The organism is Actinoplanes sp. NPDC023801 (genome assembly GCF_040639655.1).
Classification (GTDB): domain Bacteria; phylum Actinomycetota; class Actinomycetes; order Mycobacteriales; family Micromonosporaceae; genus Actinoplanes.
In genome coordinates this window covers 907,469-932,607 of sequence record NZ_JBFAAI010000001.1, presented here as the reverse complement: position 1 = coordinate 932,607, position 25,139 = coordinate 907,469, and the positions used below count along the sequence as shown (strand labels likewise).

23 protein-coding genes are annotated in these 25,139 nt (G+C 70.7%); 6 read left to right on the top strand and 17 right to left on the bottom strand.

Annotated elements, in window-relative coordinates; translation table 11 throughout:
• The 4 genes from AB0G04_RS04460 to ftsY form a co-directional block, all read right to left on the bottom strand.
• Complete coding sequence (locus AB0G04_RS04460) at positions 1-339, bottom strand: P-II family nitrogen regulator (protein WP_170153773.1); 339 nt, start codon at positions 337-339, stop codon at positions 1-3.
• 33 nt (positions 340-372) lie between these two features.
• Entirely contained in the window at positions 373-1,758 is a 1,386-nt protein-coding gene (locus AB0G04_RS04455) for an ammonium transporter (RefSeq protein WP_360976116.1), read from the bottom strand.
• 238 nt (positions 1,759-1,996) lie between these two features.
• Positions 1,997-2,794 carry an aminoglycoside phosphotransferase family protein gene (locus AB0G04_RS04450; RefSeq protein ID WP_360976113.1) on the bottom strand — a complete coding sequence of 266 codons (798 nt, stop codon included), beginning with the start codon at positions 2,792-2,794 and terminating at the stop codon, positions 1,997-1,999.
• An 84-nt stretch (positions 2,795-2,878) separates the two neighbouring features.
• The gene (gene ftsY / locus AB0G04_RS04445; protein WP_360976110.1) at positions 2,879-4,057 is read right to left on the bottom strand and encodes a signal recognition particle-docking protein FtsY; all 1,179 of its coding nucleotides are present in this window, start codon (positions 4,055-4,057) and stop codon (positions 2,879-2,881) included.
• A gap of 140 nt (positions 4,058-4,197) precedes the next feature.
• On the opposite strand from ftsY, the gene AB0G04_RS04440 reads away from it, so the two are divergent.
• On the top strand, positions 4,198-5,877 hold the full coding sequence (locus AB0G04_RS04440) for an alkaline phosphatase D family protein (protein WP_360976106.1): 1,680 nt from the start codon (positions 4,198-4,200) through the stop codon (positions 5,875-5,877).
• 43 nt (positions 5,878-5,920) lie between these two features.
• On the opposite strand, the gene AB0G04_RS04435 is transcribed toward AB0G04_RS04440, so the two are convergent.
• From AB0G04_RS04435 to AB0G04_RS04420, 4 genes are all read right to left on the bottom strand, one after another.
• Complete coding sequence (locus tag AB0G04_RS04435; RefSeq protein WP_360976103.1) at positions 5,921-6,607, bottom strand: hypothetical protein; 687 nt, start codon at positions 6,605-6,607, stop codon at positions 5,921-5,923.
• A gap of 94 nt (positions 6,608-6,701) precedes the next feature.
• Positions 6,702-7,319 carry an HAD-IA family hydrolase gene (locus AB0G04_RS04430; protein ID WP_360976100.1) on the bottom strand — a complete coding sequence of 206 codons (618 nt, stop codon included), beginning with the start codon at positions 7,317-7,319 and terminating at the stop codon, positions 6,702-6,704.
• Positions 7,320-7,345: 26 nt separating this feature from the next.
• Positions 7,346-10,927, bottom strand: a complete 3,582-nt coding sequence (gene smc / locus AB0G04_RS04425) for a chromosome segregation protein SMC (protein WP_360976097.1) — start codon at positions 10,925-10,927, stop codon at positions 7,346-7,348.
• A gap of 228 nt (positions 10,928-11,155) precedes the next feature.
• Positions 11,156-11,350: a hypothetical protein gene (locus tag AB0G04_RS04420; RefSeq protein ID WP_106316364.1), complete on the bottom strand. Its 195-nt coding sequence runs from the start codon at positions 11,348-11,350 to the stop codon at positions 11,156-11,158.
• 732 nt (positions 11,351-12,082) lie between these two features.
• Here AB0G04_RS04420 and AB0G04_RS04415 point away from each other — a divergent pair.
• Genes AB0G04_RS04415 through AB0G04_RS04405 form a run of 3 tightly spaced genes read left to right on the top strand, consistent with a single transcriptional unit; the run spans position 12,083 to position 16,232 of the window.
• Positions 12,083-13,627: a DUF3492 domain-containing protein gene (locus AB0G04_RS04415; RefSeq protein ID WP_360976094.1), complete on the top strand. Its 1,545-nt coding sequence runs from the start codon at positions 12,083-12,085 to the stop codon at positions 13,625-13,627.
• On the top strand, positions 13,624-15,681 hold the full coding sequence (locus AB0G04_RS04410) for a hypothetical protein (protein WP_360976091.1): 2,058 nt from the start codon (positions 13,624-13,626) through the stop codon (positions 15,679-15,681). Before AB0G04_RS04415 ends, AB0G04_RS04410 begins: the two co-directional genes overlap by 4 nt.
• Positions 15,678-16,232 carry a spherulation-specific family 4 protein gene (locus AB0G04_RS04405; protein ID WP_360976088.1) on the top strand — a complete coding sequence of 185 codons (555 nt, stop codon included), beginning with the start codon at positions 15,678-15,680 and terminating at the stop codon, positions 16,230-16,232. The genes AB0G04_RS04410 and AB0G04_RS04405 overlap by 4 nt, the downstream gene beginning before the upstream one ends.
• Before the next feature lie 84 nt (positions 16,233-16,316).
• On the opposite strand, the gene mutM is transcribed toward AB0G04_RS04405, so the two are convergent.
• The 9 genes from mutM to rsmD form a co-directional block, all read right to left on the bottom strand.
• Positions 16,317-17,162, bottom strand: a complete 846-nt coding sequence (gene mutM, locus AB0G04_RS04400; RefSeq protein ID WP_360976085.1) for a bifunctional DNA-formamidopyrimidine glycosylase/DNA-(apurinic or apyrimidinic site) lyase — start codon at positions 17,160-17,162, stop codon at positions 16,317-16,319.
• A 26-nt stretch (positions 17,163-17,188) separates the two neighbouring features.
• On the bottom strand, positions 17,189-18,355 hold the full coding sequence (locus AB0G04_RS04395) for a mannosyltransferase family protein (protein ID WP_360976082.1): 1,167 nt from the start codon (positions 18,353-18,355) through the stop codon (positions 17,189-17,191).
• Complete coding sequence (gene rnc, locus AB0G04_RS04390; protein ID WP_360976079.1) at positions 18,352-19,098, bottom strand: ribonuclease III; 747 nt, start codon at positions 19,096-19,098, stop codon at positions 18,352-18,354. The genes AB0G04_RS04395 and rnc overlap by 4 nt, the downstream gene beginning before the upstream one ends.
• A complete protein-coding gene (locus AB0G04_RS04385) occupies positions 19,095-20,057 on the bottom strand; it encodes a phosphate acyltransferase PlsX (protein ID WP_360976287.1) in 963 nt (320 codons plus the stop codon). Before AB0G04_RS04385 ends, rnc begins: the two co-directional genes overlap by 4 nt.
• A gap of 36 nt (positions 20,058-20,093) precedes the next feature.
• Positions 20,094-20,267, bottom strand: a complete 174-nt coding sequence (rpmF, locus tag AB0G04_RS04380) for a 50S ribosomal protein L32 (protein ID WP_043527495.1) — start codon at positions 20,265-20,267, stop codon at positions 20,094-20,096.
• A 5-nt stretch (positions 20,268-20,272) separates the two neighbouring features.
• Positions 20,273-20,836 carry a DUF177 domain-containing protein gene (locus AB0G04_RS04375; protein WP_360976076.1) on the bottom strand — a complete coding sequence of 188 codons (564 nt, stop codon included), beginning with the start codon at positions 20,834-20,836 and terminating at the stop codon, positions 20,273-20,275.
• 75 nt (positions 20,837-20,911) lie between these two features.
• On the bottom strand, positions 20,912-21,409 hold the full coding sequence (locus AB0G04_RS04370) for a hypothetical protein (protein ID WP_093622215.1): 498 nt from the start codon (positions 21,407-21,409) through the stop codon (positions 20,912-20,914).
• Between the two features lie 65 nt (positions 21,410-21,474).
• Entirely contained in the window at positions 21,475-21,954 is a 480-nt protein-coding gene (coaD, locus tag AB0G04_RS04365) for a pantetheine-phosphate adenylyltransferase (protein ID WP_360976073.1), read from the bottom strand.
• Complete coding sequence (gene rsmD, locus AB0G04_RS04360; RefSeq protein WP_360976070.1) at positions 21,951-22,514, bottom strand: 16S rRNA (guanine(966)-N(2))-methyltransferase RsmD; 564 nt, start codon at positions 22,512-22,514, stop codon at positions 21,951-21,953. Before rsmD ends, coaD begins: the two co-directional genes overlap by 4 nt.
• A 313-nt stretch (positions 22,515-22,827) precedes the next feature.
• Here rsmD and AB0G04_RS04355 point away from each other — a divergent pair, with 313 nt between their 5' ends.
• Entirely contained in the window at positions 22,828-23,769 is a 942-nt protein-coding gene (locus tag AB0G04_RS04355) for an LPXTG cell wall anchor domain-containing protein (protein ID WP_360976067.1), read from the top strand.
• Between the two features lie 93 nt (positions 23,770-23,862).
• A complete protein-coding gene (locus tag AB0G04_RS04350) occupies positions 23,863-25,134 on the top strand; it encodes a hypothetical protein (RefSeq protein WP_360976064.1) in 1,272 nt (423 codons plus the stop codon).
• Positions 25,135-25,139 lie beyond the last annotated feature (5 nt).

The window sequence follows — 25,139 nt, the reverse complement described above, 5'->3', positions numbered from 1 at the left end:
TCAGAGGGCGTCGAGGCCGCGTTCGCCGGTCCGGACCCGGACGACCTCGTCGATCGAGGTCACCCAGACCTTCCCGTCGCCGATCTTGCCGGTCCGCGAGGCGGTGACGATGGCGTCGACGATCTTCTCGACGTCGATCTCGTCGGTCAGCACCTCGACCTTGATCTTCGGCAGGAACTCGACGGTGTACTCGGCACCCCGGTACACCTCGGTGTGGCCCTTCTGCCGGCCGTAGCCCTGTACCTCGCTGACGGTGAGCCCGGCGACGCCGAGGGCGTGCAGAGCCTCCTTCACCGCGTCGAGCTGGTACGGCTTGATGACCGCGGTCACCAGCTTCATGCTCAGTCCTTCCATTGCAGCCATCGGGGGAATCTAGCCGGAGACCTTCTGGCTGACGGAAGCCTTGCCGTCAGCGTCCACGGTTTCCTTGGTGCCGATGCCGGCCAGGGCGAACGCGCCGCCCCCGCCGGCCCCGGAGGCCGGGGTGAAGTCGTAGCCGGTCTCGCCGTGCGCCGAGATGTCGATGCCGCCGACCTCGGCCTCATCGCTGACCCGGCCGAGCTTGACGGCCTTGAGGATGAGAGCCAGGATCGCCGCGACCACGAAGGAGTAGACCGTGACCAGGGCGCTCGCCTCGATCTGGCGAATGATCTGGGTCACGCCGCCGCCGTAGAAGAGACCGTTGCTGGCGTTGAGGATCTTCTCGTCGGTGATGCCGGCGTTGACCGAGTCGGTGGCGAAGAAGCCGATCGCCACGGAGCCGATCCAGCCGCCGACGAAGTGGACGCCGACCACGTCGAGCGAGTCGTCGTAGCCCAGCTTGTACTTCAGGCCGACGGCCAGGGCACAGAGCACACCGGCGATCAGACCGATGATGACGGCCGGAACGGGCTCGACGAAGCCACAGGCCGGGGTGATGGCGACCAGACCGGCGACCGCGCCGGAGGAGGCGCCGACCAGGGTCGGCTTGCGGTCCCGGATCCACTCGACGGCGACCCAGCCGACGAGCGCGGCGCCGGTGGCGACCTGGGTGTTGATGAAGGCGATGACGGTGGTGCCGTCGACGGTCAGTTCGGAGCCGGCGTTGAAGCCGAACCAGCCGAACCACAGCAGGCCGGCGCCGAGGGCGACGAACGGCACGTTGTGCGGCCGCATGTTCTCCTTCGGCCAGCCGATCCGCTTGCCGAACACCAGGACCAGTGCGAGCGCCGCGGCGCCGGCGTTGATGTGGACCGCGGTGCCACCGGCGAAGTCGAGCGCCCGGATCGTGGTGCCGATGAAGCCGCCACCCCAGACCATGTGCGCGACCGGGATGTAGACGAGGGTGAACCAGCCGAGAGCGAAGAGCACCCAGCCGCCGAACTTCAGGCGGTCCGAGATGGCGCCGCTGATCAGGGCGACGGTGATGATCGCGAACATCATCTGGAAGACCAGGAAGGCGTACGTCGGGATGCCGGTGTTGGCCCCGAAGAACAGCCACTCCTCAGAGATCTTGGCGGCGTCGGCGCCGAGGTAGTCGAAGTTGCCGATGATGTTGTTCAGGCCGGAGCTCTCGTTGACCCCGAACGCAAGGCTGAAGCCGTACAGAACCCACAGGACGCTGATGAGCCCGAGACACGAGAAGCTCATCATCATCATGTTCAGAACGCCCTTGGACCGGTTGAGGCCACCGTAGAACAGCGCCAGACCCGGTGTCATGAGCAAAACGAGCGCAGACGACAGGAGCAACCAAGCGGTATTGCCGGTGTTGATCTCCACGCTGCCTCCTCTCGGAATAAGGTGTCCTCGCACACCGGACCTGGGGCAACGCCGCCTGTCGGCCGGTTCGGCGCGAAGCTTTCCGGCCTGCTGTTTCGGGCACGGTCTTCACCCGATTTCCGCGACGTCACGCGTTGTTTCCGACGTGTGAAGAAAACCTCACAGTCCGCAAGGGGAGGGGTGCTGAGCTGCCACGATATCGCCGCTTTCGCCCCGATCGCAGCGCTTCTCCGCAGCTTCAGCGGAGCGCGTACTCCAGGGTGTGGCGCTCGTAGTCGAGCAGCCGGAGATCCCGCATCGGACGGCGCAGGTGGCCCTTGTGCACGATGCGGACGAACGCCGGATCACCCGCGGCCGCCATCCGCCGGATGCCCTCGACGTGATCGACGATCCGCTTCCTTATGGTCCGCACCAGCCGGTGCCGGTCCCGCGGGATCAGGCCGTAGGCGTCGGCGAACAGGCGCAGCCGGCGGGGCCGGTTCGGACGCTTCCAGCCCAGGGTGTACGAGTCACGGTCGCTGAACAGCGGCACCCAGGTCCACGCCGCGTACGCCACGTCGTAGAGCCGTGAGCCCGGCGAAGCGAGATCGAAATCGATGAGTGCCAGGGTGCCGTCCGGACGCCAGACCACGTTGTGCGGGGCGGCGTCGTGGTGGCAGATGACCTCGGTGTCCGGTGGCGGCGGCCCGAACGAGCGCCAGACCGAACCGGGCGGCGGGACGAAGCCGTACTGCGCGTCATGGAACATCCGCAGCATGGTCGCCACGGTGACCAGCGCCTCCTCGGTGACCCAGTGCGGCGCCAGGGGATATTCCCCGCACTCCCCGTCCAGGTACGAGAGGACCTCGCGACCCTTCTCGTCCATGCCGAGGGCGTGCGGCGAGCCGGTGAACCCGACCCGCTCCAGGTGGTGGAGGAGCGCGTGCACGGCGGGCGTCCACGGCCCCGCGTTGCGGCGGACCGTGTCACCGATCCGGGAGACCGTGGAGACGTTGCCACCGTGCAGCGGTATCTCGCGCAGCGGCTCCTGCGTCACTCACAGCCTCCTGACATCTGACCTCCATCCAACCGCCCCGCCCGCCGCCCGTAAGAACGAGGCAAAGGCCTGCCTTCCGCGAGCCTACGCGTCGCCGCCAACAAGGGCCTCGACGAAGGCGGCCGGCTCGAACGGGGCCAGGTCGTCCGGGCCTTCGCCCAGACCCACCAGTTTGACCGGAATCCCCAGCTTGCGCTGCACCGCGATGACGATGCCACCCTTGGCCGTGCCGTCCAGCTTGGTCAGCACCACTCCCGTGACGTCCACCACCTCGGTGAAGACCCGGGCCTGCTCGAGGCCGTTCTGGCCGGTGGTGGCGTCCAGCACGAGCAGCGTCTCGTCGACGGCGCCGTGCTTCTCCACCACCCGCTTGACCTTGCCCAGTTCGTCCATCAGGCCGACCTTGTTCTGCAGCCGGCCCGCGGTGTCGATCAGAACCGTGTCCACGCCGGTGTCGATACCCCGCTTCACCGCGTCGAACGCCACACTGGCCGGGTCGCCGCCCTCGGGTCCGCGCACGGTCTCGGCGCCGACCCGCTCGCCCCACGTCTGGATCTGGTCCGCCGCGGCGGCCCGGAACGTGTCGGCCGCGCCGAACAGCACGGTGCCCCCGTCCCCGATCAGCACCCGGCCGATCTTGCCGCAGGTGGTGGTCTTGCCGGCGCCGTTGACGCCGACCACGAGCACGACCGCCGGCCGGCCGTCGTGCGGGGCGGTCCGCAGGGTGCGATCCATGTCCGGTTCGAGGGCCGCCACGAGTTCCTCGACCAGTTGCGCACGCACCTCGGCGACGGTCTTGCTGCCGAGGACGCGGACCCGCTCGCGCAGCCGCTCGACGATCACCTGGGTGGCCTCGATCCCGACGTCCGCGGTGATCAGGCTCTCCTCGATCTCCTCCCAGTCCTCCTCCTCGAGGTGGTCCCGGGAGAGCACGCTGAGCAGGCCGCGCCCCAGAGCGCTCTGCGAGCGGGCCAGACGGGCCCGGAGCCGGACCAGACGCCCGGCGGACGGCTCCGGCGTCTCCAGCGCCGGCTTCTCCTCGACGACCGGGGCGGGCGGTTCCTCGACCACTACCGGGGCGGCCGGCCCGGGCCGCTCGATCAGCGGCGGGAGTTCGTCGGCGGGCGGGCGCTCCAGGGTGGTGGTCGAGCCCTTGGCGGGCGGCGGCGGAAGATCGCGGCGGCGCATCTTCGGCACCACCAGCCCGACGGCGCCCACGATCAGGACGACGAGCAGGATCACTGCAGCGACCACGTATTCCATGCCCGAATCCTGACAGATGCGTCGTCCGGTCGTGGCGGAGGCCGGGCGACTGGCGGTTCCGGGCCGGATTGGCGGAGGATGGGACGCCCCTTGAAACGGCGTGGAGGATCCCCCATGCGGTACACCCCCGGTATCCACCGGTGACAGCTCAACTACTCATCGGACCGGTGCTGCGCCGGGTCGACGGCGACCGCGCGACCCTGTGGCTGGAGACCAGCTCGCCCGCACAGACGCGGGTCGAGGTGGACGGCGCGGGCGCCGGGTCCGCGCGGACCTTTTCGGCGTACGGCCATCACTACGCGCTCATCACGGTCGAGGGCCTGGCCCCCGATTCCGCGAACCCGTACCGCCTGTATCTGGACGACCGGCAGGTCTGGCCCGAGCAGGACTCCGAGTACCCGCCGCCGGTGATCCGCACCCGGGCCGCCGACGACGGGGCCCAGCCGGTGAGCCTGGTCTTCGGCTCCTGCCGGAAGGGCACCCCCCAGGTGAGCGGCCGCTGGCTGCCGCCGGACGCCCTGGACGCGTTCTCACGCCGCCTGATGGCCGACCCGGAGTCCCGCCCCGACCTGCTGGTCCTGCTCGGTGACCAGGTGTATGCGGACGAGACCTCGACCAAGGTGCGCCGGTTCCTGCGGCACCGCCGGCGCAACGGTCACCAGGGCCCGGCCGACCAGGTCGTCTCCTTCGAGGAGTACACCAAGCTCTACCTGGAGTCGTGGCGCGACCCGGAGGTGCGCTGGCTGTTCTCCACCGTGCCGAGCGCGATGATCTTCGACGATCACGAGCTGATCGACGACTGGAACACGTCCGCGTCATGGCGCGCCGACATGGCCCGCCAGGCGTGGTGGCGGGAGCGGATCTCCGCCGGTCTGGCGTCGTACTGGATCTATCAGCACCTGGGCAACCTGAGCCCGGACGAGCTGGCCGCCGACCCGCTGTTCCAGAAGGTGACGGGCGCCGAGGACGCCACCGACCTGCTGCGCGATTTCGGCCTGCGGGTGGACGAACCGGAGTCGGCGGAGAACACCGACGTGCCCTATCAGTGGAGTTTCGCCCTGGACGTGGGCCGGACCCGGCTGATCGTGCTGGACAACCGCTGCAACCGGGTGCTGACCCCGGGTGCCCGGGCGATGCTGCCGGCCGCCGAGTGGAACTGGTTCCTCGACCACGCCCACGGCGACTACGACCATCTGGTGGTCGGGTCGTCGCTGCCGTGGCTCATGCCGCCCGCCATCCACTACCTGGAGGCGTGGAACGAGCGGATCTCCGAGTCGCACCGGCCCCGGGCGGCGGCCTTCGGGGAGAAGGTACGCCGGACCTTCGACCTGGAGCACTGGGCGGCGTTCGGCCGGTCGTTCGCGGCGCTCGGCGAGCTGTTCCGGCGGCTCGGCGAGGGCGGCCCGGACGCTCCCGGTCACCGGGTCGGTGCGGGCGGTGCCTATCGCGCGCCCGCCTCGATCAGTGTGCTCTCCGGTGATGTTCATCACTCGTACGTGGCCAGGGCCGACTTCGGTCATGCCATGGCGACCCCGGTCTACCAGCTGACCTGCTCGCCGATCCACAACGAGGTGCCCCTGCCGCTGCGCCCGCTGATGCGGGTCGCCTGGTGGCCCGGCGTGGTGCACGCGGTGCGCGGGCTGGCCCGGACCGTGTCGGTGCACAAGCCGGCGTTGCGCTGGAAGAAGCTGGCCGGGCCGTACTTCGGCAACGCGGTCGGCACGCTGCGCCTGGACGGGCAGGTCGCCACCGCCCGGATCGAGGGCACCACCAAGGACGGCGAACTGCACGACGTCTCCGCGGTCAGCTACCACCCGTGACGCGCGTGGGCCCCGGCGATCACGCCGGGGCCCACGGAAGTCGTCAGTCGCCGAGACGCGGCAGGGTGGACCTGCCCTTGTCCTGCACGGTGAAGAAGCTCACCCGGTCGCCGTCCCCGCTCTCCTGGACGATCACCCGGCCGTCACCGGTGTCGGCGGCGACGAAGAGGCCGTTGACCTCGATGTGGCGGCCCTTGCCGTCGTACGACTTCGGGAACGTGAAGATCTGGTCCTTCTTACCGGCGTCACAGGCGGCGGTCTTCAGCCGCAGCGGCTCGGTCCCGCCCGCCGAGTGCACCTGAAGGCACCACGGCTCGCCGCCCTCGATCATCCTGGCGGTCTGCATGAGATAGCTCTGCGAGCCCGGGGCGAGCGGCGTGGTCACGAACAGCGACCGGTCGCCGGGGTCCGCGGTGACGGTGGCGAAGCCGTCCGGGCCCACGGTCAGAGTTCTCGGCTTGTTCTCCACCCTGGCGAGGAAGGCGAACTCCCGCTCGCCCCGGATCTGCGCGCTCGCGCCACCGGCCGTGTCACGCGCCGGCGCGGACGTGCCACCCGCCGATGCCGACGTGGCGGGCACCGGCGTGGCGGAGGTGACGGCCGGGGCGACGGCCGAGGCAGTGGGCGCGGCCGCGGGCGTGTCGGTCTTCTGTGTGGATCCGCACGCCGTCAGGCCCGCGACGAGCGCGCATCCGCCGGCGAGAGCGGCGATCCTGGTCACAGCAGACATATCAATCCCTTTCCGAAAAGTCATGCCTCATTGGCACGACCACATCCTCAGGGAGAAACCACTCCCGGTTGCCTCACGCACACGGCACGTGGCATCAAACCGGTAGATCAAGAACCTTGCGCAAATAGGGTACGTGCTGCGGCCCGGCCCACCGGTATCCGGAGAGGCCGGCCGCCCGTGCGCCCCGGATCACCCGATCGTCGTCGTCGACGAACAGCACATGTTTCGGCAGTACGCGGAGCTGCAGGCACGCCTGCTGGAAGTACTCCGGGGCCGGCTTGTGCACCTTCAGCTCCCACGAGCTGAGGACCAGGTCGACCTCACCGGTGAGCCCCAGCGCGTCCAGATCGGGGCGGAGACGATCGGTCGCGTTGGTGGCGATCGCCACCTTCCGGCCGCCGGCCCGGACCTCGCGGACGAAGGCGAGCGCCTCCGGGTCGACCTCCCCCCGGTAGGACTGCCACGCCGCGACCGCCGCGGCGGCCCGGTCCGCCTCGATCGGCAGCCGGTCGGCGACCAGCCGCATCCACTCGGCGTCGGTGATCTCACCGGCCATGGCGGGCCGGTAGATGTCCCACGACATCGCCGTCTCCAGCAGCGAGGCCGGCTTGAGGCCGTACTCGACCTCGACGGCGATCATCGGTGCCGGGTCCCAGCGGCGCAGCACGCCGTCCAAGTCGATCATCAGGGCCTGGGCGCGGTCGCGCATCAACGTCCTCTACTTTTCGCCGGGTCGCTCTACTCTTCGGGGTCGCGCGCAAGGCGCTGGCTGATCACCTGGGTGACGCCGGCGCGCATCGTGACGCCGTACAGGGCGTCCGCGACCTCCATCGTCCGTTTCTGGTGCGTGATGATGAGCAGCTGGCTCTTCTCACGCAGTTGCCGGAAGAGCGTAATCAACCGGCCCAGGTTGACGTCGTCGAGGGCCGCCTCCACCTCGTCCATGATGTAGAAGGGCGAGGGCCGGGCCCGGAAGATGGCACAGAGCATGGCCACCGCGGTCAGCGAGCGTTCCCCGCCGGACAGCAGCGACAGCCGCTTGATCTTCTTGCCGGGCGGGCGGGCCTCGACCTCGACGCCGGTGGTGAGCATGTCCTCCGGGTCGGTGAGGATCAGCCGGCCCTCACCGCCCGGGAAGAGCACCTGGAACACGGTCTGGAACTCGCGCGCGGTGTCCTCGAACGCCGACGTGAAGACCTCCAGGATCCGGTCGTCGACGTCCTTGACCACGGTGAGCAGGTCCTTGCGCGTCGCCTTCAGGTCCTCGAGCTGGTCGGAGAGGAACTTGTAACGCTCCTCCAGCGCCGCGAACTCCTCCAGCGCCAGCGGGTTGACCTTGCCGAGCAGGGTGAGGTCGCGTTCCGCCTTGTTGGCCCGCTTCTCCTGGGTGGGCCGGTGGAACGGCGCCGGCCCGGGCTCGGGCTTACCGTCCTTCTCGGCCTGGGCCACCTCGGCCTGGGTCGGCGGTACGAGCTGGTCCGGGCCGTACTCGCTGATCAGGGTGTCGACGTCGAGGGAGAAGTCCTCGGCAGCCTTGGCTTCCAGCTGTTCGATGCGCATCCGCTGCTCGGCGCGGGCCATCTCGTCGCGGTGCACTTCGCTGGTGAGCCGCTCCAGCTCGGCGACCAGGCGTTTGGCCGTGGCACGCACCTCCTGCAGCGCGGCCTCCCGACTGGTGCGGGCCTGGGCGATCTGGTCGCGGTTGTCGGCCGCGGCGGCCAGCGAGACGGCCACGCGTTCCAGGGCGGCGGCCGCGCCGTGCGCGACCGCACGGGCGATCTCGGCGCCCCGGGCGCGTGCGGCCCGCCTGGCGGCGGCGCGCTCGCGGGCCTGCCGTTCGGCGTTGGCCTGGCGCAGCAAAGAGTCCGCACGGCCGGCGATGGAGGAGACACGTTCCTCGGCGGTACGGACCGCGAGGCGTACCTCCATCTCGTTCTGCCGGGCCTGTGGCACCAGAGCGCCGAGCCGGTCACGCTCCTCGGTGGACGGCTCCTCGTCGATCGGGGTGTCCTCGGCCAGCCGCAGCCGTTCCTCGAGCTCGGCCACCCGCATCAGATCCGTCTCGCGGGCCGCCTGCGCCTTCTGCAGGGATGCTCCGAGCCGGTCCGTCTCGGCCTTCGCGGACCGGGCGGCGGCGCCCAGTTCGGCGAGCCGGCGGGCAGCCGCGTTGCGCTCACCCTCGGCAGCCCGCTTGGCCTGGGCCGCCACGCCGACCGCCTGCTTGAGCTCGGCCACCTCGGCACGGGCCGCGCCCAGCTGCTCCTTGACCTCGGCGATGGTCTGCTCGGCCAGCGCCCGCTTCGCCTTGGCCTCGTCGACCGCGGCCTGCACCTCGATGTAACTGGTCGCCTTCGCCGAACCGCCGGCCGCCGCGTAGGCGCCGAGCACGTCGCCCTCCGGGGTGACCGCACGCAGCTCGTTGTTCGCGGCGACCAGGGCGGCGGCAGCCGTCAGGTCGGGAACCAGGACCACGTCCCGCAGCGCCCGGTTGAGGGCGGGACGGATCTGCTCCGGGCAGTCGACGACCTCGGGCGCCCAGACGGCGCCGTCCGGCAGTTGCGGACGGAGGTTCGCGAGCGGTGCCTGCATGCCGGGCCCGGCGGTACCGGCGACGACCAGGTCGGCTCGTCCGGCGTCGGCGATCTTGAGGGTGCGCATCGCCTCGATCGCCTCGTCCACGCCGGAGAGCGCGACCGAGTCGGCCAGGCCGCCGAGCGCCGCGGCCAGCGCCACCTCGTGACCGGGCCGCACGGTCAGCAACGAGGCGAGACTGCCGAGCAGACCGGGCACCTGGCCGGCCTTGGCGAGCAGCGCGCCGGCGCCGTCCTTGCGCCGGAGGCCGAGCGCGAGCGCCTCCTCACGGGCCTTCCAGCTGGCGGCGTCCTTCTCGGCGGCGCGTTCGGTGTCGGACAGCTCGCGGACCACGGCCGCCGCCCGGTCGTGCGCGGCCACCGCCTCGTCGTGCCGCGCGTCCAGGTCGGCGTTGTCCCGGTCGGCCTCGGTCGACTCGGCCGCGACCAGGTCGACCTCGGCCTGGGCGGCCTCGGCCCGCATCAGGGCGTCGGTGTGCGCGTCGGCGAGGCGCTCGATCTCCTCGGCCGCGCTGGTGGTCCGGGCGCGCGCGGCGTTCACGTTGCCGATGAGCTTGGCCATGCCCTCGCGGCGGTCGGCGATGGCCTTGGCGGCGGCCCGCAACGCGCCCTCGGCCGCGGCCAGCTGACGTTCCAGGTCCTGGCGGTACTCGACGGCCTCGGCCAGGCGCATCTGGTCCTCGGTGAGCGCCTCGCGGAGCTCCTCCTCCTGCTCCCGGACCCGCTCCGCCTCGGCCTCGAGCATCTCCGGGTCACGGCCGGGACGCTCGTCGTCGGGGGTGGCGGCCAGGTGCCGCAGCCGCTCGGTGGCCAGCTGCTCGGTCGAGCGGAACCGCTCCTGCAGGGTGGACAGCTTGTACCAGGTGTCCTGAGCGGCCTGCAGCAGCGGCGCGTCCTCGGCGTGCTCGTGCTCCAGGTCGGCGAGCATCCGCTGGATCTCGCGGTTCTCCTCCTCCACCTCGCCGCGGCGCTCGCGCATCGCCGACTCGTCGGCGATCTCCTTGTCCAGGGTGGTGCGCAGCGTGTACAGGTCGTCGGCGAGCAGCCGGAGGCGGGCGTCGCGCAGGTCGGACTGGATGCCGGCGGCCCGGCGCGCCACCTCGGCCTGCCTGCCGAGCGGCTTCAACTGCCGCCTCAGCTCGGTGGTCAGGTCACCGAGGCGGTTGAGGTTGATCTGCATGGCGTCCAGCTTGCGGATCGCCTTTTCCTTGCGTTTGCGATGCTTGAGTACGCCCGCCGCCTCCTCGATGAACGAGCGGCGGTCCTCGGGCTTGGCGTGCAGCATGGCGTCGAGCCGGCCCTGCCCGACGATGATGTGCATCTCCCGGCCGATGCCCGAGTCGCTGAGCAGTTCCTGGATGTCGAGCAGGCGGCACGAGTTGCCGTTGATCTCGTACTCGCTCGCGCCGTCGCGGAACATCCGCCGGGTGATCGAGACCTCGGTGTAGTCGATCGGCAGAGCACCGTCGTTGTTGTCGATCGTGAGCGTCACCTCGGCGCGGCCCAGCGGCGCGCGGCCGGCCGTACCGGCGAAGATGACGTCCTCCATCTTGCCGCCACGCAGCGCCTTGGCGCCCTGCTCGCCGAGAACCCAGGCGATGGCGTCGACGACGTTGGACTTGCCGGACCCGTTCGGCCCCACCACACAGGTGATGCCCGGCTCCAGCCGCAAGGTGGTGGCGGAGGCGAAGGACTTGAAGCCCTTGACCGTCAGGCTCTTGAGGTGCACGGATCTCCGAGGGTCGGTCGGGGGACGTTTCTGCTGGGAGGCAGGCTACCCGCCGGTGCTGGTCCGCAGCGGAATCACGTGGCTAAAAAACGGCGCGCCGCCACGGGAGTGGAGGCGCGCTTTTTCTTCGGTGCGTCTTCGTTGCGTCTTCAGTGCTTGTTCGTCGGTTCCGAGGGGATTGAACGCCGGACGGTCACCCCGCTGACACCCTCCGGCATCCGCTGGAGATCAGGTCAGAGCCGGCTCGGTCAGCCGTGCGAAATCATCTGCCTCCACGGCTGCCGCCGCGAGACGATCATTCTCCGCCTGGAGGCGGGTGACCTCGAACTCCAGGGACTGCACCCGGGAACGCAGTCGGGTGACCTCGTCGAGGAGGCGCCGGTCGGGCGCCGCACCTACGTGGCCAAAGAGGGCCTTCGCCATCGTGACTCCTTGTGACGCGCTGCGTCGATTTTTGTGTGGTGCGCTGTCTTTTGTCGCTGCCGGAAAAGCCGGACAGCGTGGCGCCCTGTGCACGCACCCAGCGGTTCAGTGCGCAGTGAACCTCATGCGAACCGACGCACCACATGCTCACGGGCACGCGTGAGCGCAGAATCCCGCCAGTGAAGCTGCGGGGCTCTTTATGGTGCGGGAACTCAGACCGCGGTCAGACCGAGACAGTGCTCAAACCGAGGCATGAGTGGGCGCGACTGGCGACAACTCCATAGTCCGCTGATACCCACCCTCCGTCAAGCCGGGGCAGTGCCGGTTGCGCGCGCGAGTCAAGTGAATCACGCCACCAAGGCACCTCAGGGGCATCCCACCAGGTCTTATACATCTTTCGCGGGCATGTCGATCTCGTCAAGACCGGTCCGTTTTCGCAAGATCCGACGTACTCGGGCATGTCCGTCCGCTTCCCTCCCTCCGAAGCCGTGGCGCGGGGCACTCGATGGCACCGTCCACCGGACGCGCAACCGGCGGAGCGCGCGGCGCGGGTGGGATCGACGTGGAGCGGGTGACCGGTGGCCCCGAGCACCGGAAAACCGTTCCGCACCTCGTGGCCTTTCGGGCAAAAACGGTCAAAGGTGGCCAACAAAGCGGTATAAAAGGTACGTAATTGTGTCGCCTAGCCGACATGCTCCGGCAACTTCGGCGGGTTGCGTCGTTGCCCCCAGCGTGAATCCGACCCCGTCGCGCGAGCGCATCTGTCTGCTCACCGGCGGCGGGTACCCGTATCGGCGGGACGCCCTCGGAGGATGGTGCCGAACCCTTGTCGAAGGGCTCGGCCGGTTCCGCTTCGAGTTGCTGACCGTCACGGACCGTGAACTGCCGTCCGCCCCCGCGTACCCGCTCCCGTTCAATGTCGGCTCCGCGCACGCCGTCGCGCTGGGCCGAGACCCGGCACGCGCCGAACGACGGCGAGGCCCCGTACCGGGCGAAGCCGTCGACGCCGCCGCGATGCTCTGCCGCGGCCTGCTGGGGGACCAGACCCCACTGACCACCCTGTTCAGCGACGGCCTCCAGCGGATCGCCGCACTCTGCCCGCCGCGGGACGGCGACGGCCGGGGCGACGTACCGGACCCGCTCGCCACCCTGCCGCTCACCGAAGCACTGCTCGAGGCGTGGCGGCAGCGACAGACCGCGGTCACCGGCGGCCGGCCGCCCCTGCCCAGGCTTAGCGTCCGCGACGCCCGGACCGCGGCCACCCTGCTGCGGCACGCCATGCGCGCACTGGCGGTGCCGCTGCCCGAGGTGGAACTGGTGCACTGCGTCGGCGGCACCACACCGCTGCTCGCCGCACTCGCCGGACACTGGCGGACCGGCACACCGCTGCTGCTCACCGAGGCCCGCGCCGCCGTACCCCGGCAGCGACCCACCGAGGACCGGCTGTCCGCCGCCGTCCGCATCGTGCTGCGCCGGTTCCGCGCATCGGTGGCCCGCACCGGCTACACCGAGGCGGAACTCATCGCGCCGCTCAGCACGTACCACCACGGATGGGCGCTCGACCACGGCGCACAGCCCACCCGGCTCGTCCAGGTGCCGGCCGGAGTCGACCCCCGCGAGTACCCGGGCGCCGCCGAACCGACCGACACACCCGCCGTCGTCTGGGCCGGCAGCGGTGGCCCGGACAGCGGGCTCGCCCTCGTGCTCGAAGCGTTCACCGAGGTCGCGGCGGCCGTACCCGGTGTCGTGCTGCACCTGGTGGGCGTCACCGCGGCACACGAGGAGCACTGCGCCGAGCAGATCGAACGCACCGGGCTAGGCCGTGCGATAAGGCTTCACCCGCTGCCCGCCGACCCGCGTGACCGTTACACCGTCGGGCAGGTCGTCGCGCACGTACCAGGGCCGGCAGATCCGCCGTACCGGCTGGTCGAGGCCATGATGTCCGGCCGCGCGGTGGTCGGGGTGGACGTCGGCCCGGCCGCCGAGACCCTCGGTGACACCGGGGTGCTCGTACCGCCCGGCGACCCGTCCGAGCTCGCCATCGCCGTCGTCGGCCTGCTGCGGTCCCCGAACCGGCGCCGGGCCCTCGGCGACGCCGCCCGCCAGCGCGCCCTCGGCCATTTCACCGTCGACCGGGTCGTACGGGTCTACGGCGCTCTCTACAACGACCTCGCCGCGCCACCCCCGGTGACGGCCTTCAAACTGGCGCTCACCGTTCCCGCGCCCCGGACCATGACGCCGGCGACCGTGCGCTGGCTCACACGGGAGACCTCATGACGATCACTCCCCCGCGCGGCGCGGGCGGGACGGCCACCACGCGTACCGCCCGCAACCGCAACCGCCGCCGGCAGAACGGCGAACCACGGCACGCCGCCCTCAACCAGGTCGAGGCCGCGCCACGCAGGCGCGGTGGACGGCACGCCGCCGAGGACCCGGCCGTCCCGGACGAGGCCGGCGTCACCGACGTCGCCGGTGTCACCGACGTCGAGTTCCCGGCACCGGCCTGGGACCCGTGGGCCACCAGCGCCGGGCAGGCGCTGCCGCCCGCCAGCATCACCGACCCGCTCGAAGCCTCCGGCGTCGTGGACGGACGGGTGTTCTGGGACCAGGCGCCGCCCGGCCCGGCCGGACCCGCACCTCACGGGCACGCGGGGACCAGGAGCTGGTTCGACGCGGGCACCGGCACCCACAGCGGGGAACGCGGTGCGGTCCGGGCCGGCCATCCGGCCGCCTGGACCGACGGCACCGCCACGGGGACCGGATCCGCCCTCGCCTGGACCGACAGCACCGCCACCGGGACCGGATCCGCCCTCGCCTGGACCGACAGCATGGAGGCCGAAGCGGGGATCGATCCCGCGTGGACCGACAGCGCCGTCACCGGCATCGGATCCGCGATCGGGTGGACCGGAGCCGCCGGCCCGGGAGTCGGCTGGGACGTGGCCGAGGCCGAGGACGGCTCCGGTGCCCAGGCGGGGTGGTCCGGCACGGACGCTGTGCACGACGGCGGAAACCCACCGGCAGGAGACGCCTCCGACGCGGTGGAGAACGTCCCCGAAGCGGCCCGGGACGGCGCGCGTCGTCCGTACCGCAGAAGGCCTGCCAAGGACCGCGATGCCGGACGGCGCCGCCTCGGCCGGCGCGCACATGCCCGGCGCCCGCGAAACAATTTCCTGAACGCCGCGCTGATCCGGTGCGGGCTGTATCTCGGGCCGCTCAGCGTCGCCGTGGCCGCCGCCGAACCGCTCGGACGGGTCGCCTGGCCGGTGCCCGCCGTCTTCCTGCTCCTCGGCTGGACCGCGGCGCAGGGCCTGACCGGCGTCGGTGTGAGCATCGCCCGCCGCAGCGGACCCGCCGCGGCCGCCCGGATGGTCGGCGCCGGATTCGCCGGGGTCATCGGGCTCTGGTGCGCGCTCGTCTGGATCGCCCCCGACCCGCTGCTCGGGCCCGATCGGCTGCTCGCCGCCACCACCGGCGTCGGCGGGCTGGTCACCCTCGCCAGCGTGACGGCCGCGCTGGTCACCAGGTCCGAAGGCGCGGTCGCCGGATGGCACGTGCCGTGCTGGCTCCTCGCCGCCGCGGTGCTCGCCGGTGCCGCCGGGATTCCCGAGGCGGCGCTGGTGCCGGTGCAGACCCTGCTGCCCGCCGCGATCGTCGCGGTGGCCATCCGCGCGTTCCGGCCCGCCGTGCTGCCGGCCGTCCTGTCCACTCCGGTCGGCCCGCCACCGCGGCTCACCGCCGCCGACCGCCGGCGGGCCGTCGCCTACCTGGTGATCGGCGCTGCCCAGGCCGTCTCCGTCACCCTTCTCTGGTGCGGCGGGCCGGCCGTGATGCCACTGCCCGCCGCCCTGCCGCTGCTGCTCGCCGTGCCGCTGCTCGAAGGCCTGATCGGATGGCACACCCACCGTCTCGACGCCGGGCTCGACTCGGCCGAGACCCCCGAGGAATTCGACCGGCACGTACGCAACGTCACCGCCATCACCCTGGCCGGCCTGCTGCCACCACTCGCCGCCGGATGCGGGCTGCTGGTTGCCGCCTACCGGCTGCCGTACGGGTTCTCCGGCGTACCCGGCGCCCGCGACGCGGTCCTCGCCCTCGCCGCCGCCACCCTGCTGGGCGGGGTGTTCGCGGTCACGTTCCTGCTCGCCGCCCGCTCCCGGCACGGCATCGCCGCGGCCCTCGCCGCCATCCCGCCGATCGCCGCCGCCGTGCTCGCCATGTCCGCACCGCCGGCCGGGCTCCTGCCCGCCGCGGTCGCGGTCCTCGCCGCGACCCACCTCGCCGGCCTGCTCATCGTCGCTCTGACCGCCGCCGATCTACGGAGGACGCCGTGAAGACCCTGTTCCCCCCGTACGCCCACCCGTCGCCCGAACTGGAGCTGGACGCCGAGACCTGGATCGTCCGCGAACAGCCCGGCGACCGCCGTACCCTGCACCAGTCACTCGGCCGCATCGACCTCGACTGGGGCAGCCGCTCCCTCGCCGATGTGCTCGCCGACGTCGACGCATGGCGGGCCGACGGCGTGGAAGGACTGTTCCTCGACCGGGCTCCCGCCGGATCCGGCGGCGTCGGGCCGGTCGCTCTCACCGTCCGGCTCGCCGCACGGCGCGGCCTGCACCGGGTCGTCCTCAATCCCGGGGTGCCGACCCATCCGCTCTACCGCGACCTCGGTGTGCGGATCTGCACCTTCGAGGGACCGTGGTCGGCCTACCAGAGCTGGGACGGCGACGGGGTGCGGCCCGGTGACGGCCACATCGTGTACGGCGTCCCGGCTCCGCTGCTCACCGCTGCCCGCCGCCTGATGGGCCGGCGGGGCGCCGGGTTCGGCCTGGCCACCGACGCGGGCCCCCGGGTCCGGATGGCTCAGGCCGGCGCGTCAAGCTGAGCCACCCAACCCCAAAACCCGAGCTGTGCGCCACGCCGTCTCGAGGCGCTTGAGACGGCGGTGGCGCACAGCCGGCTGTGTGGCCTATGAACGGGGCCGGGGTTGGCATTTCGGGCAGCTGAAGCTGGACCGGTTCATGAACTGCTCGCGCCGGATCGGGGCGCCGCACCGGTGACACGGCTCGTTCTCGCGGCCGTAGGCGTTGAGGGACCGGTCGAAGTAGCCGCTCTCGCCGTTGACGTTCACATAGAGCTCGTCGAAGCTGGTGCCGCCCGCCACGATGGCCTCACCGAGGATGTCGCGGACGTGGCCGAGCAGGCGTTTCACGGCCGGGCGGGTGAGCTGATCGGTGGGGCGGGTGCCGTGGAGCCGGGCACGCCACAGCGCCTCGTCGGCGTAGATGTTGCCCACTCCGGAGATCAGCGTCTGGTCGAGGAGGGCGCGTTTGACCTCGGTGTGCCGGCCCCGGATGCGGGCGGTGAACGCCTCGTCGTCGAAGAGCGGGTCCATCGGGTCGCGGGCGATGTGGGAGATCTCGCCGGGAAGTTCGGCGCCGCCTTCGGAGACCGACAGGCCGCCGAACGTGCGCTGGTCGACGAAGCGCAGTTGCGGGCCGCCGTCGGTGAAGGTGAAGCGGACCCGCAGATGCTTCTCGTCGGGGGCGTCGGCGGGCTGCATCAGCAGCTGGCCCGACATGCCGAGGTGACCGATGATGGCGTCGCCGGAATCAAGCGGCAGCCACAGGTACTTCCCTCGGCGGGAGATGTCGAGGACGGTGCGGCCGGCCAGCACGGCCGCGAAGTGGACGTCGCCGGGCAGGTGACGGCGGATGGCTCGGGGGTGCAGCACCTCGGCGGTGTCGATGGTGCGGCCGGTCACCCACTTCGCCAGCCCCATGCGGACGGTCTCGACCTCGGGGAGTTCGGGCAACTTCAAGGTCCTTTACGACGGTACGGCTACAGCGTGTACGGCCAGACGGTGACCAGGTAGGCGCCGTACCAGAGACCGAACAGCGCCCACGCGGTGATCGACAGGACCGCGACCCGGGGGCGGGCGCGGGCGGCCGCCACGACGGCCGGCAGCAGCGTCAACAGTACGGGCAGCAGCAGCCGCGGCTTGGAGTGGTAGAAGCCGGCCTGGCCGTAGACGAGGATCATCGCGACGACGCCGTAGACGGCCAGCGGCAGCCACGGTTTCTGCGCCAGCGCCACCCCGGCCGCGGCGAGGGCCACGAGCAGGATCAGCGCGACGCTCATCGGGATCCAGCCGTCGCCGGAGCGCAGCGTGGTCCAGAGGAACTTGCCGGTGCTGGAGCCGTAGTCGAAGGACGTACCCCAGCCCGCGGTCTGGATCTTGAACCAGGCGGTGAGGTCACCGACCCGGTAGGCCACCCAGCCGAGGTAGAGGGGGACTCCAGCGAGCGCGGCCGCGGCGGCGGCGAGCGGCTTCCATTTCGGCTGGCCGTCGTCGTGACGCAGCGCGAGGATCGCGGCGACGGCCAGGGCCAGTGCGGCGGCGGCGCCGGTCGGCCGGCTCAGCGCAGTGAGCAGGCCGAGCAGGCCGGCCGCCCACCACACGCGCCGGTGCGCGGCGGCGAACATGCCGGCGACGAGGGCGATGTAGAGACTTTCCGAGTACGCCATGGACAGCACCACGGAGGCCGGCGCCGAGCAGCAGATGGCGACCAGGGCCCAGCCGGCCCGGCGGTCGTAGAGCGAGGCACCGAGCAGGTGCAGGGCGACGGCCGCGCCGACGGAGGCGAGCCACGCCACGGTGAGGGCAGCCGTGCTCGGGTCGGCGCCGAGGGCGGCGCCGGCCCGGATCAGCATCGGGTAGACCGGGAAGAAGGCCAGTTCGTTGCCCTCGAGCTGACCGGTGGCGCTGTAGGTGTAGCCCTCCGGGTAACCGTCGACGGCGACCCGCAGGAACCAGCCGGCATCCCAGATGAGCAGGCGTTCGAACAGTGGGCGGGGCTCGGCGGTGCCCCCGTCCAGCCAGCTGATCATGAGCAGCTGGCCGACCCGGGTCAGCGCGAGGATGCCGACGGCAGTGAGCAGGCCGTTCAGCCCGCCCGATCTATCCCATAGTGACTCTTTTTTCGTCGTTTCTTCTACCAGCGTCACGGCTCGGTCTTCTCCGGCTGCTCCTCGGTCTTCTCCGACTGTTCCGTCAGGGTGCGCCATGCTGCCGCGGCGGCACGCTGCTCGGCCTGCTTCTTGCTGCGTCCCTCGGAGCCGCCGTACCGCTCACCGGCGACGACCACCCAGGCGGTGAACGTCTTCGCGTGATCCGGGCCGGAGTCCTCGATCTCGTAGTCAGGTACGCCCAGGCCCAGCGCCGCGGTCAGCTCCTGGAGGCTGGTCTTCCAGTCCAGCGCGGCACCCCGGCCCGCCGACTCCGCCATCAGCGGGTCGAACAGCCGGTGGATCACCTCACTGGCGATCTCCAGCCCGTGCTCCAGGTAGATGGCACCGAGGAGAGCCTCCAGGGTGTCGGCGAGGATGCTGGCCTTGTCCCGGCCGCCGGTGGTCTCCTCGCCCTTGCCGAGCAGCAGGTGCGGACCCAGCCCGTCCGGCCCGAGACCCCGCGCCACGTCGGCCAGCGCGTGCATGTTCACCACACTGGCCCGGAGCTTGGCGAGCTGGCCCTCGGGCAGATCCGGGTGGTTGTGGAACAGCGCTGAGGTGATCACCACGCCGAGCACCGAGTCGCCGAGGAACTCCAGGCGCTCGTTGGTCGGCAGGCCGCCGTTCTCGTAGGCGTAGGACCGGTGGGTCAGCGCGCGTTCCAGCAACTCCGGCTTGAACGGCACGCCGAAGGCCTCCTCGAGCGGCTCGGTGGATGGACGGCGACGCTTGTCAATCATGCGATACCTCGCTGAGCGCTGAGCAGATCGGCGATCGCCGCGATCGAGCCGCGGCGGTGCAGGTCGGCCGCGAGCGCGATGCCCGCGGCGATGTCCGGGCCGGTGGCCGCGCCGTGGCAGACGACGACCGTGCCGGAGACCCCGAGCAGCAGCGCCGCACGGGGTGGTGGTTCCGATTTGACTGCCGGGGTGCCGGTCAGGGCGTACGCCGTTTCCAGACCCTTGAGCAGGACGTTGCCGGTGAAACCGTCGGTGACCACGACGTCGGCGGCCCGGCCCAGGACGACGTCGCTGCCCTCGACCAGGCCGGCGTAACGGGCACCGGCCGGCAGCGGCAGGTCGAACAGGCGGGCGGGCAGGGCACGGCGCAGGCGGTCACCCTTGCCGGGCTCGGTGCCGATGGTGAGAAGCCCCACACGCGGGGTGGGAATGCGGTGGACCACCGAGGCGTACGCGGCTCCGAGCCGGGCGTGCCAGGCGAGCGTCTCCTCGTCGGGGTCGACGCTGGAGCCGACGTCGAGAAGCACGACACGGCCGGCCGCGGTCGGCAGGACCGCGGTCAGGGCCGGGCGGCGGATGCCGGGCCAGCGGCCCAGTTCACGGGCCGAGGCGAGAACGGTGGCGCGGGTGTCCCCGGCGGAGACCAGTGCGTCGGCACGGCCCTCGGCGACGGCCAGCACCGCGGCGCCCACGGTGTCGGACGGGGTGTTCGTGACGGTGATGCGGCGGCGTACGCCCGGCTTCAGGGCGGCCAGCATCGCGTCGGCAGCCTCGGCCGGACCGACGAGCAGCAGCTGAAGGAACGGGTCTGCCCTGCAAGCACGCAGAGCGCCGTCAACCACGACGGCGGGAGCCTGGTCCCCGCCGAGGAGGTCGACGGCGATCCGCGCGGTGCCCGGTTCCCCGACAGTCCGCTGTCCGGGAACCGTGGCACCGGTGGTTCGCCACCGCTCGGGCACGACCCGCCCGATGATCGGGCGAGTCACGCGGCGACGTCAGACCTCGAGGACCTGACGGCCGTTGTAGGTGCCGCAGACACCGCAGGCGGCGTGCGGCAGCTTCGGCGACTTGCACTGGGAGCAGGCCGCGGTAACCACCGCGGTCGCCTTCCAGTTCGCCCGGCGCGAGCGGGTGTTGCTGCGCGACATCTTGCGCTTGGGGACGGCCACGGTTCCTACTCCTCGTTTTTTGACAGGTTGCGCAAAGCAGCCCAGCGGGCGTCGATCTCCTCGTGGCTGTGATCAGCCGGAAGGTCGTCGAAGTGCACCCCGCAGTCGGGGCACAGCCCTGGGCAGTCCGGGCGGCAGAGCGGATTGGTCGGCAGCATCAGGACGATCGCGTCCCGAATCGCCGGCTCGAGGTCGAGCAGGTCGCCATGCATCCGGCCGACCTCGTCCTCGTCGGTGGTCTCCTCCGTGGTGCTGTCCGCGTAGGCGAACAACTCCGCGATGGAGACCTCGAACGGCTTGTCGATCTCGTTGAGGCAACGCCCGCACTCGCCGGTGAGCGAGCCCGTGGCGGTGCCACTGATGTAGACCCCCTCGGAGACCGACGTCATGCTCATGTCGAGCGTGAGGTCGGACCCTTCCGGGACCGAGATCAACTCCAGACCGAGGTCTGCCGGAGCCGGCACCACCCGATTCAGGGCACGCGTCGCACCAGGCTGCCGCGGCAGTTTCGTCGTGTCGACGACCAGCGGTTGCCTGGGGTCCAGGTGGCTCTGTGGTGACTTGGGCATCGTGATTCCTCAGCCATGGGTAGGCCGACCGAAAACATTACCTGAGCTTGCTGTACGTCGTCGAATCGGCCCCGTTCAGAACGGAAGCGGGCGCTCCGCGTCCTCGCCCTGGAAGGTGCCGATCTCGCGGAGCGCGTGCATCTTGTCACGCCCCCGCTCGATCGACGCCAGCGCACGGGTCAGGAACTGCTCGAAGTTGGCGAGCGCGGTGTCGACGTAGTCGTCGACCTCCTCACGCAGCCGCTGAGCCTCGGTCCGTGCCTCGGCGATGATCCGGGCACCCTCGTGCTCCGCGGAGACGGTGATCTCGTTCACCGAGACCAGGCGGGCGTGTTCACTCTCACCCTCGCTCACGATCCGGTCGGCCTCGCGGCGCCCGGCGTCCACGATCCGGTCCCGCTCGTCCAGGACCGCTGCCGCCTTACGCAACTCCGAGGGCAGCTCGGCGCGGAGCTCCTCGAGGCGCTCGATCATCTCGCCGCGGTCGAACATGAAGTTCGTCCGTGACATCGGCACGGAGCGCGCGTCCTGGACTAGCTCGATGAGCTCGTCGATACGGTCGAGCGGATCCACCGGTGCCTCACTCCCGTCGTCGAACCGCCACCCAGCGTGGTGCGATCACGTTACTGTGCCGCCGCCTAATTCTGCTTCAACCGGCCCACGAGGCGAGCCAGCACGTTGTCCGGCAGGTACGGCGAGGCGTCGCCGCCCCACTTGGCCACGTCCTTGACGAGGCTCGAGGACAGGAAGGAGTAGAGCGGGTTGGTCGGCATGAAGAGCGTCTCCACTCCGGAGAGCCCGATGTTCATCTGCGCCATCTGCAGCTCGTAGTCGAAGTCGCTGACCGCGCGGAGGCCCTTGACCACGACCGCGGCGCCCTGGTCCCGGCAGAAGTCGACGAGCAGGCCGTGGAAGGCCGCGACCCGCACGTTGGAGTATTCGGCTGTCGCCTCGCCGAGCATCTCCAGACGCTCCTCGATGGTGAACAGCCCGGTCTTCGACTGGTTGATGAGGACTCCGATGATGACCTCGTCGAAGAGCCGGCTGGCCCGTCCGATGATGTCGAGGTGCCCGTTGGTGACCGGGTCGAAGGAGCCAGGACACACCGCTCGTCTCATGATCGGCGACCGTACCAAAGAGTGGTCTCCCCGTAACGCCGGGTGCGGTCGCCCGACAGACCGTCCACCCAGCTCAGCGGCTCACCGCGGGTGGATCGCTCAAAAATCACCACGGCGTCCGGCGCCAGCCATCCGTTGGCCACCAGCTCCTCCTGCACGGTCGCGACCTCGTCGTCACCCACCGCGTACGGCGGGTCGGCGAACACCACATCGAACGGTCCGCCGGCCGGCGGTTCACCGAGTACCTGCAGCACCTTGCCGGTCACCAGGCGGGCGGCCGAGCCGGCCTTCAGGGCCACGATGTTGTCCCGGATCGTCCGGGCCGCCTTGCCGTCCGCCTCGACCAGGAGCGCGTGGGCGGCACCCCGGGAGAGCGCCTCGAGTCCTATCGCGCCGGATCCGGCGTACAGGTCGGCGAACCGCACGTCCGACAAATCGGTCATCGTCTCGAGGGTGCTGAAGAAGGCCTCCCGGACACGGTCCGATGTAGGCCTCGTGTGCGCACCCGATGGAGCGGACAGGCGTCGACCGCCGTGTGCGCCCGCGATAATCCTCGTCATCACAGGCGACGCTACTTCACCACTCGCGCAAGACCACGGTGGCGTTAACTTTTCCCTCCCCATGGGCACTGCGGGCGACGTTACGGTGCCGTTCGGTAGATCGAAGATCTCAGGTTGGCAACAACAGCATTAGCGGCGGCTGAGACGTTTCTTTGATCTCGGGAAGTGACTATGGTCGGGCGACGTTGCGGGTGCGTTCTATCGTCCCCGCCGATGACGCGGGGAGGCGTTGTCGCAGTTCGCTTTATCCACCAGCGACTTCTGCGATCTCTCCGCGCACTCCTTCGACCCCCTACACAGGAGATGCGTGAACGTGTCCAAGTCCCCGCTCCGTCGCGCGGCAGCTCTCGCCGCCGGCTCGCTGATCGGCATCGCCGGCGCTGTCGCGTTCGCGTCCCCGGCCCTGGCTCACCACAGCACCGTGTCGGGCACGCCGACCTGCGACAAGGTCAACGGCAAGTGGGTCGTGGACTGGGAAGTCAACGCCATCGGCGACGGCTCCGAGGGCCAGACCTTCACCTTCACCAAGGTCGAGCTGACCCCCGCCGGCACCACGCTGGACAATGCGAAGATCGTGGAGAACGGCGAGGCGCTGCCCGCCGGCAAGAAGGTCACCGCCAAGCAGCTGGTCGACGGCAAGGCGGAGAGCGCCACACTGAGCATCGCGTCCAAGTGGAGCAACCCCTCCTTCCAGGAGGAGAAGGGCGCGTCCTTCACCGTGACGTTCGGTGAGGAGTGCAAGAAGACCCCGGCTGAGCCCGAGACCCCCACCGAGCCCGAAGAGCCGGAGACCCCCGCCGAGCCGGAGACCCCGGCCGAGCCCGAGACCCCGCCGGTGGACATCCCCGACGAGGTTCCGGCCAAGCCGATCCTCGACATGACCTGCGACACCATCGAGATCGGTGTCGACAACACCAAGAACAAGACCCCCTTCACGGTGGAGTTCAAGACCAGCAAGGGCGAGGAGCGCACGCTGGTCGTCAAGCCGGGTGAGCGCGAGACCGAGAAGTTCAGCGCGACCGAGGGCTTCACCGTCGACGTGACCTTCACCGTCGAGTACAAGGGCAAGACCTACACCACCTCCGGCACCATCCCGTGGGAGAAGCCGGCTGAGGGCTGCGACGACAACGGCGGCGGCCTGCCCGTCACCGGTGCCGCCGCGGGTGGCGTCGCCGCCGGTGCCGCGGGCCTGCTGGCCGTCGGTGCGGCCATGTTCTTCGTCGCTCGCCGCCGCAAGGTCAAGTTCACCGCCTGACAGCGGCAGCAGCACCACGACAACAGCAACAACCGGGGGCGCGTCGATCTCGAATCGGCGCGCCCCGCCCATTCCCCTCAAGTTGGAGCACGAATGAAGAAGTTCCACCGCGCAGCGGCGCTCACGGCCGCCGCGCTGGTCGGCCTGACGGGACTCGCCGGGTTCTCCTCCCCCGCGAGCGCCACCGGGGCCGACTGCGTCTCCGCCGCCGAAGCCACATACGTGCACTCCTTCAACGGTCCCGCCGGCACCGCCTCCGTCGAGATCACCAACGGGCCGCTCTGCAAGGGTGAGGAGCAGGCGTTCTCGCTGGTCTCCTACACCGCCCCGTCGGCGACGTTCGCCCTCCCCCAGTACGTCCTCGAGTCGTCGACGGACAAGTTCACCGCCCCGACCGGCGCCGAGAAGCTGACCCGCAGCAAGCTCGACTTCAAGGTCGAGGTGCCGGAGTGCTTCACCCAGGTCGACTTCGTCTTCGGTGACCGCATCATCGACCCGCTGAAGAGCGACAAGGACCTCTACAACGACCGCAAGGTCGGCAGCGACCAGGGTGAGGGCTCCAAGTCCCGGCCGGCCAAGGACCAGCCGAAGCACGCCTGGTACAACGGCGGCCAGGGCACCTGCGTGGCCGAGCCCGCGGTCGAGGCCCTGTCCGACTGCGACGGCAACGTCACCCTCAAGCTGATCAACCGCAGCACCTCCAGCGCCCCGTTCGTGATCACCGCGGACAACGGCTTCTCCAAGACCGAGACGCTCGCGGTCCGCCAGGAGCCGGTCAGCGTCAAGGTGCCGGCCGCCGACGCGAAGAACATCAAGGTCACCTCGCGCAACAAGGTCGTCTACGAGGGCGGCTGGACCAAGCCCGCGGACTGCAAGGCCCCCGAGGCCGGTAAGCCCGAAGGCACCGTGACCAGCGACTGCAAGGGCCTCACCTTCACGGTGAAGAACCCGGAGAACGGCGTCCCGGTCACCGCCACCTTCACCCCGAACAAGGGTGCGGCCCAGACCGTCACCATCAAGCCCGGCACCACCGAGAAGGTCTCCTTCGAGGGCACCGAGGGCCTGAAGGTGGCCGTCTCCGGCGGCCTTGACGTGCTGAACGGCGAAGCCGCCTGGACCAAGCCGGCGGACTGCGACAAGCCCACCACGCCGGTCACCACCGAGCCGGAGGAGACCCCGTCCGAGACGACCTCCACCAGCACCAGCCCGGTCGCGACCACCCCGGCCGCCGGTGAGGGCGACCCCGAGCTGCCGCTGACCGGCTCGGCCGCCGCCGGCGTCGCGGGTGGCGCGTTCCTGCTGCTCGTGGCCGGTGCCGTGCTGTTCATCATGGCCCGCCGCCGCAAGGTGAACTTCACCGCCTGATCCCG